General features: G+C 70.5%; 12 protein-coding genes. 2 read left to right on the forward strand and 10 right to left on the reverse strand.

All coding sequences use genetic code 11. From position 1 onward, the window contains the following. Positions 1-13 precede the first annotated feature (13 nt). The 10 genes from BLA60_RS05505 to BLA60_RS05550 form a co-directional block, all read right to left on the reverse strand. Positions 14-289, reverse strand: a complete 276-nt coding sequence (locus tag BLA60_RS05505) for a YggT family protein (RefSeq protein WP_075131642.1) — start codon at positions 287-289, stop codon at positions 14-16. 37 nt (positions 290-326) lie between these two features. Continuing rightward, positions 327-908 (reverse strand): GTP-binding protein, encoded by a 582-nt coding sequence (locus BLA60_RS05510; RefSeq protein ID WP_075131643.1) that lies wholly within the window; start codon positions 906-908, stop codon positions 327-329. Continuing rightward, on the reverse strand, positions 889-1263 hold the full coding sequence (locus BLA60_RS05515) for a DUF742 domain-containing protein (protein WP_075131644.1): 375 nt from the start codon (positions 1261-1263) through the stop codon (positions 889-891). Before BLA60_RS05515 ends, BLA60_RS05510 begins: the two co-directional genes overlap by 20 nt. Then, a complete protein-coding gene (locus BLA60_RS05520) occupies positions 1260-1685 on the reverse strand; it encodes a roadblock/LC7 domain-containing protein (protein ID WP_075131645.1) in 426 nt (141 codons plus the stop codon). The genes BLA60_RS05515 and BLA60_RS05520 overlap by 4 nt, the downstream gene beginning before the upstream one ends. 32 nt (positions 1686-1717) lie before the next feature. Further along, positions 1718-3952: a sensor histidine kinase gene (locus BLA60_RS05525; RefSeq protein WP_245811836.1), complete on the reverse strand. Its 2235-nt coding sequence runs from the start codon at positions 3950-3952 to the stop codon at positions 1718-1720. A 224-nt stretch (positions 3953-4176) separates the two neighbouring features. After that, positions 4177-4368, reverse strand: coding sequence for a ferredoxin (locus tag BLA60_RS05530; RefSeq protein ID WP_075131647.1), 192 nt, complete (start codon positions 4366-4368; stop codon positions 4177-4179). Beyond that, on the reverse strand, positions 4365-5021 hold the full coding sequence (locus tag BLA60_RS05535; protein WP_075131648.1) for a TetR/AcrR family transcriptional regulator: 657 nt from the start codon (positions 5019-5021) through the stop codon (positions 4365-4367). The genes BLA60_RS05530 and BLA60_RS05535 overlap by 4 nt, the downstream gene beginning before the upstream one ends. Continuing rightward, positions 5015-6232, reverse strand: a complete 1218-nt coding sequence (locus BLA60_RS05540) for a cytochrome P450 (RefSeq protein WP_075131649.1) — start codon at positions 6230-6232, stop codon at positions 5015-5017. Before BLA60_RS05540 ends, BLA60_RS05535 begins: the two co-directional genes overlap by 7 nt. 98 nt (positions 6233-6330) lie before the next feature. Beyond that, on the reverse strand, positions 6331-8523 hold the full coding sequence (locus BLA60_RS05545) for a TNT domain-containing protein (protein ID WP_075131650.1): 2193 nt from the start codon (positions 8521-8523) through the stop codon (positions 6331-6333). After that, positions 8520-8978 carry a hypothetical protein gene (locus BLA60_RS05550; protein WP_075131651.1) on the reverse strand — a complete coding sequence of 153 codons (459 nt, stop codon included), beginning with the start codon at positions 8976-8978 and terminating at the stop codon, positions 8520-8522. Before BLA60_RS05550 ends, BLA60_RS05545 begins: the two co-directional genes overlap by 4 nt. A gap of 327 nt (positions 8979-9305) precedes the next feature. Here BLA60_RS05550 and BLA60_RS05555 point away from each other — a divergent pair, with 327 nt between their 5' ends. Together BLA60_RS05555 and BLA60_RS05560 are read left to right on the forward strand one after the other, a co-directional pair. Further along, complete coding sequence (locus tag BLA60_RS05555) at positions 9306-11675, forward strand: ricin-type beta-trefoil lectin domain protein (RefSeq protein ID WP_075131652.1); 2370 nt, start codon at positions 9306-9308, stop codon at positions 11673-11675. Between the two features lie 16 nt (positions 11676-11691). Continuing rightward, the gene (locus BLA60_RS05560) at positions 11692-14511 is read left to right on the forward strand and encodes a PQQ-dependent sugar dehydrogenase (RefSeq protein WP_211288616.1); all 2820 of its coding nucleotides are present in this window, start codon (positions 11692-11694) and stop codon (positions 14509-14511) included. The last annotated feature ends 12 nt before the right edge of the window (positions 14512-14523 follow it).

Raw genomic sequence — 14523 nt, forward strand, 5'->3', positions numbered from 1 at the left:
GCGAAACTACCGCCTACAGGCTGAAGGCCACCGACCGCAGGATCAGTGCGGCGATGAACACCACGGTGAACGCCAGGTCGATCGCGACCCCGCCCGCCCGCAGCGGACGCAGCCGCCGCCGCAGCGGCGCGATCACCGGCTCGGTGGCCCGGTGGGTCAGGCCACGTGCCCGGCGCACCCACCGGGGACCGACCGAGGCCACCGCCATCCAGTCGAGCACCAGCCGGGCGAGCATCACCACGATGAACGCCGTCAACACGTACCCCACCAGGTCGCCCACGAAGTCCATAACGACCATCCTGACGGTTTCGTGCCCGGTTGTCAGTTCAGGATCGTGCGCCAACCTGCCGGATGAGGTGTTCGATCAGGGTCAGCAGGACGTTCTTGCTCGACTCCCGGTCGCGGGCGTCACACAGCCGGATCGGGACCGCCGGGTCCAGGTCCAGCGCGTCGCGGACCTCGTCGACCGTGTAGGTGGGGGCGCCATCGAAGCAGTTCACCGCCACCACGAACGGCAGGCCCCGGTTCTCGAAGAAGTCCACCGCGGCGAAGGAACTGTCCAGCCGCCGGGTGTCGGCCAGCACGATCGCGCCCAGCGCGCCCTTGGCCAACTCGTCCCACAGGAACCAGAACCGCTCCTGACCGGGCGTGCCGAAGACGTAGAGGATCAACTCGGAGTTGATCGTGATCCGGCCGAAGTCCAGGGCGACCGTCGTGGTCGTCTTGGCCTCCACACCGCTCAGGTCGTCGACGCGCTCGCCGGCGCCGCTGAGCACCTCCTCGGTGCGCAGCGGCGCGATCTCGCTGACCGCGCCGACCATCGTGGTCTTGCCGACCCCGAAGCCGCCCGCGACCAGCACCTTCACCGCCGCGACCGTCCCGGTCGGGTCAGAGTTTCCGGACACCATCAAGCACCGCCTGGAGGAGCTGGAGATCGGGGGCACGATCGGAGGTCGTGCTCGGTGGAGAACGGAACAGCAGGTAGCCGGCGTCGATCAGGTCACCGATGAGGATCTTGGTGACCGCCAGCGGGAGACCGACGTGCGCCGACACCTCCGCCACCGACGTCGGCGCAGCGCACCGCTCGACGATGCGCACGTACTCCTGCTCCATCCGCGCCAGGGGCTGGTCCCAGTGGGCCGCGACCACCAGCGTGATCATGTCGAGGTCGTGGCGCGCGCCGGTCCGGCCACGGGTCACCGCGTACGGGCGGACCAGGGGACCGGCCGCCTCGTCGAACCAGGGCTCCCGCCGGTTGGTCATGACGGCAGCGGGGGCGCCTGCGGCTCGAAGAGGCTGGGCCGCGTGGTGGTGCTCAGGAACTCACCGACCCGGAACACCATCTGGTTCATCTCGTAGGCCACCGAGCCCATGTTGGCGCTGTCGTCCGTCAGCAGCGCCAGACAAGCGTTTTCCCCGGCGGAGGTGACGAACAGGATCGCCCGGTCCAGCTCGATCACGCTCTGGCGCACGTCACCGCCGTCGAACCGGGTACCGGCGCTGCGGGCCAGGCTCTGCAGGGCGGAGGCCATCGCCGAGAAGTGCTCGGCGTCCTCCTGCGACATCTGGGTGGAACGACCGAGCAGCAACCCGTCGGTGGACAGGACCACCGCGTACCGCACGCCGGCCAGGCGCCGGACCAGGTCGTCGAGCAGCCAGTCCAGGCGGCGCGTGTTGGATGTCACCGTCGTCCTCCTCGTCGGTCATGGCTCGTCGGTCAGGGGGTCGGCCGGCCCGGATCGGGGCGGGTGCGCCCCCGGCGGGTGCCGGACTCGATCGCGGAGAACAGGTCCCGGGAGCTCGCCGGGGACCGCTCGCGCCGGGTCGAGGGCTGGGTCGAGGGCTGGGTGGGGGCCGACGGCGGCGAGGTCGACAGCTGCGGGGCGAGGTTGGCCTGCCGGCGGCGCCGGGGCAGCTCGGGACGGCCGGTGGTGGGGGCCGGCTCCGCCGCGGCCGGAGCCGGGGGCGGCGGCGCGGCACGCTCGACCCGTTCGGTGCGGGTGTCCTGGGCCACCGCCGGGACCTGGGCGTGCCGGGGTGCCGGCGGCTCCTCGGTCGGCCACTCGACGGCCGGGGCCCGGTGGCGTCGCGGGGGTGGGGTGGTGTGGTCGGGCCGCACGCCGTTCACCTCGCTTCTGACGGTCAGGTCGGTCGGGATGAGCACGATCGCGCGCACCCCGCCGTAGGCGGACTCGGTCAGCCGGACCGTCACGCCGTTGCGCGCGGCGATCTGACCGACCACCAGCAGACCCATCCGGGAGTCGCTGGACAGGGTGGTCGCGCTGAAGTCCGGCGGACGCGTGAGCAACTCGTTGAGCTGGTCGAGGTGCTCCTCGGTCATGCCGAGACCCTGGTCGACGACCTCCACCGCGACCCCCCGGCCCACGACGTTGCCCGCGACCTCCACCCTGGACTCCGGCGGGGAGAACGACGTCGCGTTCTCCACCAGCTCGGCCAGCAGGTGGATGAGGTCGGCCACCACGTTGCCCACGATGGACACGTTGGCCAACTGTCCGGTCAGGACCCGCGCGTAGTCCTCGGTCTCGGCGATCGCACTGCGCACCAGCTCCACCAGCGGCACCGGGTTGCGCCACTGCCGGCCTGGCTGCTCGCCGCCGAGGATGATCAGGTTCTCCGCGTTGCGCCGGGCGCGGGTGGCCAGGTGGTCGAGCTTGAACAGCAGCTCCAGACGCCGCGGATCCTCCTCGCCGTGCTCGGCGTGGTCGAGCAGCTCCAACTGGCGGTGCACGACGATCTGGCTGCGGTGGGCGATGTTGAGGAACAGCGCGTTGACCCCGTCGCGTGTGCGGGCCTCGGTGACCGCCGCCGCCACGGCACTGGACTCGGCGTGGTTGAACGCCTCGGCGACCTCACCGATCTCGTCGCCGCCGAAGTCCAGCGGCTGGATCTCGGTGGTGACGTCGACCTGCTCACCGGAACGCAGCCGGGTGATGATGTCGGGCAACCGCTCGTCGGCCAGGGTGAGCGTCTCGGACCGCAGTCGCCGCAGCCGGCTGATCAGCCGCCCGGAGATGCGCAGCGTCACCACGCTCGCGACCAGCGCGGCCACCAGCATCGCGATGCCGGCGATCAGCCAGCCGGTCGCGGTGCGCTCCCCGGAGTCGACCGCCGAGTCGACCACGGCGGTGTTCTGGCTGCGCCACAGCTCGATCAGCTCGGTGCCGACGGTCGCGGCGGCGTCCTGCCAGTCGGCGCGGCTGACCGGCAGCGCGTCGGTACCCCGGCCGACACCGCGTTCCAGCAGGGCGTTCTCCACACCCGTGAGCCGCTGCCACTCGGGGCTGGCGCGCAGCGCGTCCAGACGAGCGCGGTCGGCCTCGCGCAGCAGCGGGCCCACGGAGTTCAACGTCGACTGGTAGGAGCCGACCTGGCGGGAGTACTCGTGCAGCCGCTCGGCGGTCATGTCGCCCGCGGCCACCAGGGCCAGCGCGTTGCCGCGCGACATCGACTCGGCCGCCTCGAACAGTTCCACGGTCATCGCCCCGTCGGCGGCGGACTCGGCGTCGGGCATGTTGCCGGCCAGCGAGCGGGAGGCGTTGAGGATCCGGTCGACGATCTGGTTGTAGAAGCCGTAGATCTGGTCCGGTGGCGCGGCGCCGGCGTCCACACCGCCCCGGACCTGCGCGAAGGCGGCGATCGCGGTGTCCTGGTCGTCGGTGCTGCCGCCGCTGAGCGCGTTCTCCTGCGCGGCGAGCAGCGCGCCGGAGCTCAGCAGCTGGTCGACCCGTTCGCGGGCACCGGTCAGGCCGTCGGTCACCGACCGGTCGCCGGCGAGCAACATCATGCTCAGCCGGCGTTCCTCCTGGAGGACCTCGGCGAACTCGATGGCCGGTTCGATCGCCTCGCGCAGTTCGACGGCCTCGTCGCGGACCTCGTAGCCCTCGAAGGTCAGGAACCCGGCGAAGCCGACGCCGATGGCCAGCAGCGTCACACTGGGAATCAGTGCGATGGACAGGATCCGTGTGCGAACTCCGAGCCGGATCTTCCTCACCCGCAACCCCCGACCGAACCGTTTGTCTTCTCCTGGCAGGAAAAACGACCCTTGTGAGGTCGTGGCGGCCGCGACAGTAGCACGCGTCGGGTGGCGCAGTCGATCACTTCTCGCAGGTCAATTCGTTCCACTGTGGTCGCTTGTGACTCCACAGTGGAACGGATTCAGTCCACTGTGATGGCACCGGCCGGGCACATCTCGGCGGCCTCACGGACGGCGTCGTGGTGCTCCGGTGCCGGCGCCGGGGTCACCACCAGCACCGTGCCGTCGTTGTCGTCCTGGTCGAAGACCGCCGGTGCCACGAGCACGCAGTTGCCCGCGCCGCAACACTTTCCTCGGTCGGTGGTGACGTTCACCCGGCTTCTCCCTCGGTCGTGAACGGTGCCTGCCACAGGGCGACGATCGCGTCGACCAGACCGGTGGCCGCCGCGGTCCAGTTCGGACGCGGGGTCGGCCGGCCGGCGGCGACGGCGCGTTCCCGGTCGGCGATCGTGCACATGATCAGGAAGCGCGCCATCTCACCGCGTTCGACGCGGACGTGCGCCGGCATGTCCGGCAGACACCGGTTGATGCCGTCGATGGTCTCCAGCATCGCCGGCTCGGCGATCGCCTCCTCGACCATGATCTCGCCGTACTGCGGGCAGGCCAGCAACTGCGCGGTGAACCGGCCGAACCACGTTGTGCCGCCCAGGTTGTCCAGGTACTCGGCGAACGGGTGGACCAGGCAGTCGACCCAGTCGCGGGTGTCGGTCGAGCCCCGGATGCCGGAGACCCTGCGCTCCCGCAGGATCTCCAGCTCGGCGGAGTGCCGGCGCACGATCGCCCGCACCAGGTCGGCCTTCGTGCCGAAGTGGTAGTTCACCGCGGCGGTGTTGCCCTGCCCGGCGGCCTCGCTGATCTGCCGGTTGGACACCGCGACCACGCCCTGCTCGGCGAACAGCCGCTCGGCGGTGCGCAGGATCCGTTCCCTGGTCAGCCGGACCTGGTCAAGGCGCCTGGTCCTCACCACCTGACGGGGACCTCGCGTAGACCGCCGACCACCAGACCCTCCACCTTGTTCAGCTCCTCGGGGGCCACCGCCAGCTCCAATGTGGGCAGCCGGCGCAGCAGCACCTCCAACGCGACCTGCAACTCGGTGCGGGCAAGCGCCTGTCCCAAACAGGAATGCGCGCCCGACCCGAACGACAGGTGCGGGTTGGGGTTGCGGGTCAGGTCGATCGACTCGCCGTCGGGGAACACGTCCTCGTCGCGGTTGGCCGCACCCATGCTGCACAGCACCGTCGTGCCGCCGGGGAACGTGGTGCCGGCGACCTCGGCCTCCTCGGCGATGTAGCGGACCATGCCCAGGCCCGGGTTCGGGTCGTAGCGCAGGGACTCCTCGACCGCGTGGCGCACCAGCGACGGGTCGGCCAGCAGTTGTTCCCACAGCTCGCGGTTGGCCAGCAGCATCGCCACCATCTTGGCGATCATGTTGGCGGTCGTCTCGTGCCCGGCGACCAGCAGGCCGATGCCGGTCGCGGCAAGGGTTTCGTCGGACATGCGCTCGCCGGCGGAGTCGGTGGCCGAGATCAGCTCGCTGAGGATGTCCTCGCCGGGGTCGGCCTTCTTGGCGGCGATGTGCTGGCCGAGGTAGCCGAAGAACTCGCCCATCGACGCGGCGACCTCGTCCTCGCGGTAGCGGGTCAGGTTGAGGATCATGTCCGACCAGGTGGAGAAGCGGTCGCGGTCGCTGTCCGGGACACCGAGCATGTCGCAGATGACCCAGACCGGCAGTGGGAAACCGAACTTCGCCTTCAGATCGGCCGGCGCGCCGGAGGCGACCATGCCGTCGATCAGGGTGTCGGCCATCGCCTCGATCTCCGGGCGCAGCGCGTTCATCCGCTTGGCGGTGAACCAGCGGTTGATCAGCCGGCGCCAGCGCAGGTGGCCCTCACCGGACTGCGGGATCAGCTGGGCCATCGAGCTGTTGAACAGGCCGCCGGACTCGGTGTCGGTCAGCCGCGCGGCGTCCGGAGCGGACAGTTCGCGGGTGAACCGCGAGTCGGCGAGAACCTGCTTGACCTGGTCGTACCTGGTCAGCAGGGTTCCCGCGTCACCGCTGGGAAAAGTGATCGGGGCGACCGGGCACTCGGTGCGCAGCCGGACCCACTCCTGCGGGGCCTCCAGCGCCGACGGGCTTGGCAGGGGGTAGCTCAGCACCTGGTCGACACCGTGGTCCATCGCGCATCATCCTCCGAGGTTGATCGTCCACAATGGGTGAGCAGTCAACCGCCGAACGACGGAGTACGTCAAGGATTGGTCAAACAGGTGATTTAAGATCACACTTCGGTGAGGCTCCCGTCAGCCAGGTGCTCCTCGACGGACCTGGGCAGCAGATAGGCCGTTCCGCCGCCGGGTTGACCGTGCCAGGCAACGGTGTGGCCGGAGAGCGTCCGCAGCTCCCGGGAGACGCGGTACCGGTGTGGACCCTGCTGGGCGCGCTCGGCCCGCAGGGACATCGCGGTGAACTCCGTCCCGGCGGCGAAGGTCAGGTTCCCGGCCGTCGGTCCATGACGGACGATCTCCCGGCCCGGCATGAGAACGGCGAGATGCTTGTCCGCCAACAGGGTCAGCGGAGGCTCGCCGGGAAGAGGCTGAACCGGCCAGTCGTTCAGCGCCTGGGCGGTGTTGCGATCGCCCCGGCCGGCGCGCAGGCTCGACGGCAGAAGAGTGAGGGAGCCGAGCAGATAGGCGCCGGCGTTCCAGAGCTGACCGAACAGTTGCGGATCCCGTGGCTTGCCGCGATCGTAGCTGGCGACCTGCCACTGCGTGCCGACACGTTCCAGACAGAGGGCGCCTTCCTCGGCGGCGAGGAGGCGGTAGGCGGCGGGCAGAGCACCGGCCTCACTGATCTGCCGCTCGATGATGTCCAGGACCCGACGCTCCCTGGCGGTCAGCTCCGGCGGTTGCTGGGTGCCAGGTTGCTGCGCGGCGGGTTGCTGCGCGGCGGGTTGGGACGGGCCCGCCTGGAAGGGGATGGCGGCGGAGTGCGCGCCGGACCGGGGTGAGGTGGGTTCGGCCGGCGCGGTCAGGTCAGGTTGGTGCGCGCCGGACGGTGGAGTGGCCGGATACGTGCCGGGCTGGGATCCCTGCGCCGGAGGGTTCGTGCCGGGTGCGCCTGGGAAGCCGCTGGCCTGGTGGGTGGCTGGTTCGGCTTGGGCGCTGTGGTCCGGTGTGGCGGCGGCGTGGTGGGCGCCGGATTGGTCCTGTCCGCCGGGGTCGGGGGCGCCGGTGGGTTCGTGGGTGTGGGGTGGGGTCGGAGTGCCGGGCCGGTCCGGCCCGGCAGGGTCCGGGGCGCCGGTGGGTTGGTGGGTGCCGGAGGGGGCCTGGGCTTGCTGGTCCGGTGTGTTGGTGGAGCCGGGTGAGGCTGCGGAACCGCCGGCCTGGTGTGCGCCGGGCAGGGCTCCATCGGCTTGGGTGTGGGCGGCTTGGTGGGTGTGGGGTGAGGGTGGGGTGCCGGGTTGGTCCTGTCCGGCAGGGTCCGGGGTGCCGGTGGGTTGACGGGTGCCCGATTGGGCCTGGGCGCCGGTTTCGTGGGTGTTGTCCGGGTCGGGTCGCCGCTGGGCCGCAGCGGTGGTCTCGACGTGGGTGCCCGGTGGGGACTGCGTGCCGGGCCGGGCGGGCGTGTCCTGGGCCTGGTGGTGGGGGACCTCGCCGGTCAGGGCCGTGTAGGCGGCGTCCTTGGTCTGCTGGTCCAGCACCGGTGGGGTGAAACCGTTGGCGCGGAGGTGGGTGACCAGGTCCGGCTCGGGTGGGATGCCGTGTTTGGCCAGGTAGTGCGGCAGGGACGCGGGCCAGATCCAGGTGCCGTCGGTGTGGAACGCGGCGGGGACGTCGGCGGCGCTGGTCGGGTCGAACAGGTCGGGGTCGAAGCCCCGGCCGCCCATCACGACGTGGGCACCGTTCAGATAGGCCAGGATCGCGGCGCGGTCGGCCTCGGCGACCGGCGGGCGGTTGACCACCGGTTTTCCGGCGGCGTCGCGGTGGTCGAAGAGGCGGGCGTGGCGGAAGCGCCACGCCACCTCCGCCACCCGTTCCGCGTGGGGCAGGACGGTCTTCATCCAGGCGGGCACGGTGTCCGGGTTGCGGGGAAACGCTTCCAGGTCATCGAGGACGGCGGTGCGTGGCGGGAGCTGGCGCCACAGCGGATCCTCCTTGAACGTGAAGTTGACCGTCGTCCGGATCGGGTACTCGACGATCATGCTGGCCGACGACCAGGTGCCGGCGCCCTCGGCGTACATGCCGGCCCGCAGGCGCAGGAAGAACTCCGCCGCCTCCGGCGGGGCGTCCCACTCGCGCAGCTGGCCGTCGATGCCCATGATGTGGCCGACCAGCTCCTGGTGACCGCCGCACGCGCGGAACAGGACGCGGATCTGGTCACGGTCGGCGGGGGCGCGCACCACCAGCAGGTCGGCGATCTTGCGTTGCAGGTCGCGCTGTTCGTCCAGGCGCAGTCGGGGGTGGCCGGTCATGACGGGGAGCCTCCTGCCTGCTCGACCAGCCGACGCAGCCAGCCGGGGACCTTCTCCGCCGGGCGGGGAAAGGTCGCGAGATCGCGCTGGAACACCGCCGCCGGGATCGGCGGCTCCCACAGCGGATCGTGCTCGTAGTTGTAGAAGATGCGGAACTCGCCCGGCGGGTTGAGCACGTACCGCGCGGACAGCCACGCGCCACGCTCGGGCCGGTACATCAGCCGGCGCAGCTCGACCAGCGCCTGGGCCGCACCGGCGGGCGGGTCGACCTCGGCGTGGGAGAAGTCGGACATGATCACGGTGAGGCCGAAGTCCTGGACCCCCTCGGCGATCTTCGCTATCAGGTCGATCCGGCGCCAGCTCTGGGGCGCGGCGCCGATGAGGGCGGCGCCGGTCTGTTGGAGCAGCTCGTCATAGCGCTGCTCCTGGGTCTGTGCTGCCCACGGCTCGGACATGTCCTGGATATCCCCTGCTGGTCGTCGTGTCGCCGGAAGTGGGTTCTGATCCTGCCATTGGGTGGGCGTCGGGGTTGGGTGACCGTGGCCGGTTGGCCGACTTCGTGGGCCCGTGGCTGTTCTTCGGTCCGCCGGCCGAACCGCCGTGGCTGTGCGGCCATTTGACGGACTTCTGTCTGAAATCAGCCATCTTTCGTTGACCGTCAACGAAAGTCGTCGTACGGTCACATCGCGTTGTGAGCCAGGTAACAGAGGGTCTGGTTCGTGGCGCTTCTCCGTATGTCGAGTCCCCCCTGCTCACGGCTCTACCAGAGGAGAACCCCTTCGATGTCCCTGCCTGCCCGCCGGGCCAGATGGTTCCTGCCCGTGTTGACCGCGTCCCTGTTCGCCCTGTCGGCGCCCGGCGCCGCCGCCGAGGACCTGCCGCCGCAGGAGCCGGGGGTGACCTTGCGGGTGTTCGACCTGCAGACGTCCCTGTCCCGCCTCTGTGTGCTCAAAGCCGGCCAGACACCCAACGTCGACAAGCTCATGCCGACCATCAACTGGACCACGACGGCCGACTTCGGGATCGGTGACCACTTCCTGTCCGAGGTCACCGGGAACATCAACATCCCGGCCGACGGCACCTACGCCTTCCGGCTCATCAGCGACGACGGCTCCCGGTTGCGGATCGACGACGCGCTCGTGATCAACCACGACGGGCTGCACGGCGCCACCCCCAAGGACGGGTCCGCGCAGCTCACCCAGGGGTACCACTCGCTGCGGATCGACCACTTCGACAACGAGGTCGACCAGCAGATCACGTTGCAGTGGCAGCCGCCGGGCGCCTCGGGGTTCACCGTGGTGCCGAACTCCGTGCTGAGCACGGACGCCGACGTGGTTCGGGTGACCGCACCCGGGCGCAAGGAGTGTGAGGGCGGCGCGGACAGCCCGGGTGACGGGTTGCCGCTGACCGGCGTGCATCCCGGCTACACGCTGACCAACCTGCGGCCCAACGGGTTCGAGCCCCAGGTGACCGGGATCGACTGGCTGCCCGACGGGCGCGCGGCCATCACCACCTGGGGTGGCACGGACAACGAACTGGGCGAGGTGTACCTGCTCGGCAACGTCACGGGCGGCACCGACCCCGGCCAGGTCACCACGCAGCGGATCGCCCAGGGGCTCAAGGAGCCGATGGGGATCAAGTTCGTCGACGGGAAGCTCTACGTCTCCGAGAAGACCGGGCTCACCGAACTGAACGACACCAACGGCGACTGGGTCACCGACGACTACCGCACCATCGCCACCTGGCCCTTCGGCGGCAACTTCCACGAGTTCGCGTTCGGGCTCCTCTACCGGGACGGGTTGTTCTACCTCAACCTGTCCGTGGCCATCAACTACGGCGGGGAGACCACCAACCCCCAGCCGGCCCCCAACCGGGGGACCACCATCTCGGTGAACAAGGCGACGGGGCAGGTGTCCTACGTCGCCGGCGGGCTGCGCACACCGCACGGCATCGGGTGGGGGCCCGACGGCGACATCTTCGTGACCGACAACCAGGGGGCCTGGCTGCCGTCGTCGAAACTGCTGCACGTCAAGCAGGACCGCTTCTTCAACCACTACATGAACCCGGCGGGGCCGTTCGACGGGCGGGCCGTCACCCAACCCGTGTTGTGGTTGCCGCAGAACGAGATCGCGAACTCGCCGAGCAACCCCGTCCAGCTGACCTCCGGCCCGTTCGCCGGGCAACTCGTCTACGGGGACGTCACCTACGGCGGGCTGCAACGCGCCTACCTGGAGAAGGTCAACGGCGAGTACCAGGGCGCGGTGTTCCGGATGACCCAGGGCCTGGAGTCGGGCGTGAGCCGGATCAGCCTCGGGCCCGACGGCGCCATCTACACCGGCGGCATCGGCGCGGGCGGCAACTGGGGCCAGGAGGGCAAGCTCAACTTCGGCTTCCAGAAACTCACCCCCAACGGCACCAACGCCTTCGACATCCTCGCCATGCGCGCCGTCGAGGGCGGGTTCGAGCTGGAGTACACCCAGCCGCTGTCCACCCAGACCGTGACCGACCTCGCCGGCAAGTACCTCGCCACCCAGTGGCGCTACCAGCCCACCGCCAGCTACGGCGGCCCCAAGATCGACGAGCAGCAGCTGACCATCGCCTCGGCCACCCCCTCGGCCGACCGCACCAAGGTCACCGTCCTGATCAACGGGCTCCAGCCGGGACGCGTCGTACACCTGCAGTCGCCCCGGCCGTTCTCCTCGGAGTCCGGGGAAACGCTGTGGAGCACCGAGGCCTGGTACACGCTCAACGCGATGATCGGCGTCGAGCAGCGCGTCGGGCAGATCACCGGTATCGGCGGCAAGTGCGTCGACGTCGACAACTCCGGCACCGCCGACGGCACCAAGGTCCAGCTCTGGACCTGCAACGGCACCGGCGCCCAGCAGTGGACCCTGCCCGGCGACAACACCGTCCGCGCGCTGGGTAAGTGCCTGGACGTCGACAACTCCGGCACCGTCAACGGCACCGTCACCCAACTGTGGACGTGCAACGGCACCGGCGCCCAACAGTGGGTGCCGCAACCGGACAACACCCTGCGCAACCCGCAGTCCGGCCGCTGTCTGGACGCGGCCGGCAACTCCAGCGCGGACGGCACCGTGCTGCACATCTGGGACTGCACCGGCGCGGCCAACCAGCAGTGGCTGCTGCCCTGACACCCTGCGAAAGAAAGTGACGACAACGATGTTGAGTACCGCGCGCGGTCTCGCTCGCCTCGGAGCGGCCGCGTTACTGACACTGGGCGCCGCCTCGGCCGCGTCGGCGCAGCCGCCACCCACGGCGGCGGCCCCCACGTTCCAGCAGGTCACTCTGGCCAAGGGCGAACCCGAGATGGGTGAGCCGATGTCCATGGCCGTGCTGCCCGACCGGTCGGTGCTGCACACCTCCCGCGACGGCACCGTGCGGCACACCGACGCCGCCGGCACCACGAAGATCGCCGGCAAGCTCACCGTCTACTCCCACGACGAGGAGGGCCTGCAGGGCATCGCCGCCGACCCGAACTTCGCCAGCAACCGGCACGTGTTCCTGTACTACGCGCCCCCACTGTCCACACCGGCCGGTGACGCGCCGTCGGACGGCTCGGACTTCTCCGCCTGGGACGGGGTCAACCGGCTGTCCCGGTTCACCCTCAACACCGACGGCACGCTCAACCTCGGCTCCGAACAGCGGGTGCTGGACGTGCCGGCCAGCCGTGGCATCTGCTGCCACGTCGGCGGCGACATCGACTTCGACGCCGCCGGCAACCTGTACCTGTCCACCGGCGACGACACCAACCCGTTCGCCTCCGACGGGTACAGCCCGCACGACGAGCGCACCACCCGCAACCCCGCGTTCGACGCCCAGCGCAGCAGCGGCAACACCAACGACCTGCGCGGGAAACTGTTGCGGATCAAGGTGAACGCCGACGGCGGGTACAGCATCCCGGCGGGCAACATGTTCGCCCCCGGCACCGCCAACACCCGCCCCGAGATCTACGCCATGGGCTTTCGCAACCCGTTCCGGTTCAACGTCGACAAGGCCACCGGCACCGTCTACCTCGGCGACTACGGCCCGGACGCGGGCGCGGCCAGCGGCACCCGCGGCCCGGCCGGGCAGGTCGAGTTCAACCGGATCACCGGGCCCGGCTTCTACGGCTGGCCCTACTGCACCGGCCGCAACACCACCGCCGAGACCTACAACCACTTCAACTTCGCCACCGGCTCCTCCGGCGGCAAGTTCGACTGTGCCGGCGGGCCGACCAACAACTCCCCGCACAACACCGGCCAGCAGAAACTGCCCGCGCCCAAGGCCGCGTGGCTGCCCTACGACGGCTGCTCGGTGCCCGACCTCGGCTGCGGCAGCGAGTCGCCGATGGGCGGCCCGGTCTACCGCTACGACGCCGACCTGAACTCGTCGGTGAAGTTCCCGCAGTCCCACGACGGGCACTTCTTCGCCACCGAGTTCGGCCGGCGCTGGATCAAGGACATCACCGTCAACGGCGATGGCTCGCCCGGCACCATCAGCCCGTTCGCCTGGACCGGCACCCAGGTCATGGACTCGGCGTTCGGCCCGGACGGCGCGCTCTACGTCCTGGACTACGGCACCGGCTGGTTCAGCGGCGACGAGAACTCGGCGCTGTACCGGATCGAGTACACCGCCGACGGGCTCGCCCCGATCGCCAAGGCCGCCGCCGACAAGACCTCCGGGGCGGCGCCGCTGGCCGTGCAGTTCTCCTCGGCCGGCTCCACCGACCCCGACGGCGGCCCGCTGCGCTACGCGTGGGCCTTCGGCGACGGCGGCACCTCCACCGCCGCCAACCCGGCCCACACCTACACCGCCAACGGCGAGTTCACCGCGACCCTCACCGTCACCGACGAGACCGGCGCGACGGCCTCGGCGAGCGTGCGGATCACCGTCGGCAACACCGCGCCGAGAGTGACGCTGGACCTGCCCAAGGACGGTCAGCTGTTCGACTTCGGCGAAGCGGTGCCGTTCCGGATCACCGTGACCGACCCGGAGGACGGCACGATCGACTGCACCAAGGTCAAGATCAGCTACATCCTGGGCCACGACTCCCACGGCCACAAACTCACCGAGGCCACCGGCTGCTCGGGCACCGTGCAGACCCCGCAGGACGGTGAACACGACCCCAACGCCTACATCTACGGCGTGTGGGACGCCGAGTACACCGACGGCGGCGGGCTGACCACCCACACCCAGCACGTCACCCAGCCCAGGACCCGGCAGGCCGAACACTACGGCTCGTCGGCGGGCGTGCAGGTCGCCGACCACGCCAACGCGCACGGCGGCCGGACCGTCGGCTACATCGAGAACGGCGACTGGGTCGGCTTCGAGCCCTACGAACTGTCCAACGCGACGACGTTCACCGCGCGGGTGTCCTCGGCCGGCGCCGGCGGCACCATCGAGGTGCGGGCCGGGTCGGCGACCGGAACCCTGCTGGGGTCGGTCGCGGTGACGCCGACCGGCGACTGGGAGACGTTCACCGACGTCACCACCACGCTGGCGAACGTGCCCAGCGGCACCACCACGCTGGTACTGCGGTTCACCGGCGGCGCCGGGTCGCTGTTCGACGTGGACGAGTTCCGGTTGGGCACCGGCGCCGGCGGCGGTCCCCGCGTCGGCCCGATCACCGGTATCGGCGGCAAGTGCGTCGACGTCGACGGGTCGAACACCGCCGACGGCACGAAGATCCAGCTCTGGACGTGCAACGGCACCGGCGCCCAGCGCTGGACCGTCGGCACCGACGGGACGCTGCGCGCGCTGGGCAAGTGCCTGGACGTCAGCGGCGGCGGCACCGCCAACGGCACCGTCACCCAGCTGTGGACGTGCAACGGGACGGGCGCCCAGCGGTGGGCCGCGCAGTCCGGCGCACTGCGCAACCCGCAGTCCGGGCGGTGTCTGGACGCGTCCGGCAACTCCAGCGCCGACGGCACCGTGCTGCACATCTGGGACTGCAACGCCGCCGGCAACCAGACCTGGACCCTGCCCTGAGTTCCCCCTGCC

Source organism: Actinophytocola xinjiangensis (assembly GCF_001921215.1).
Lineage (GTDB): Bacteria > Actinomycetota > Actinomycetes > Mycobacteriales > Pseudonocardiaceae > Actinophytocola > Actinophytocola xinjiangensis.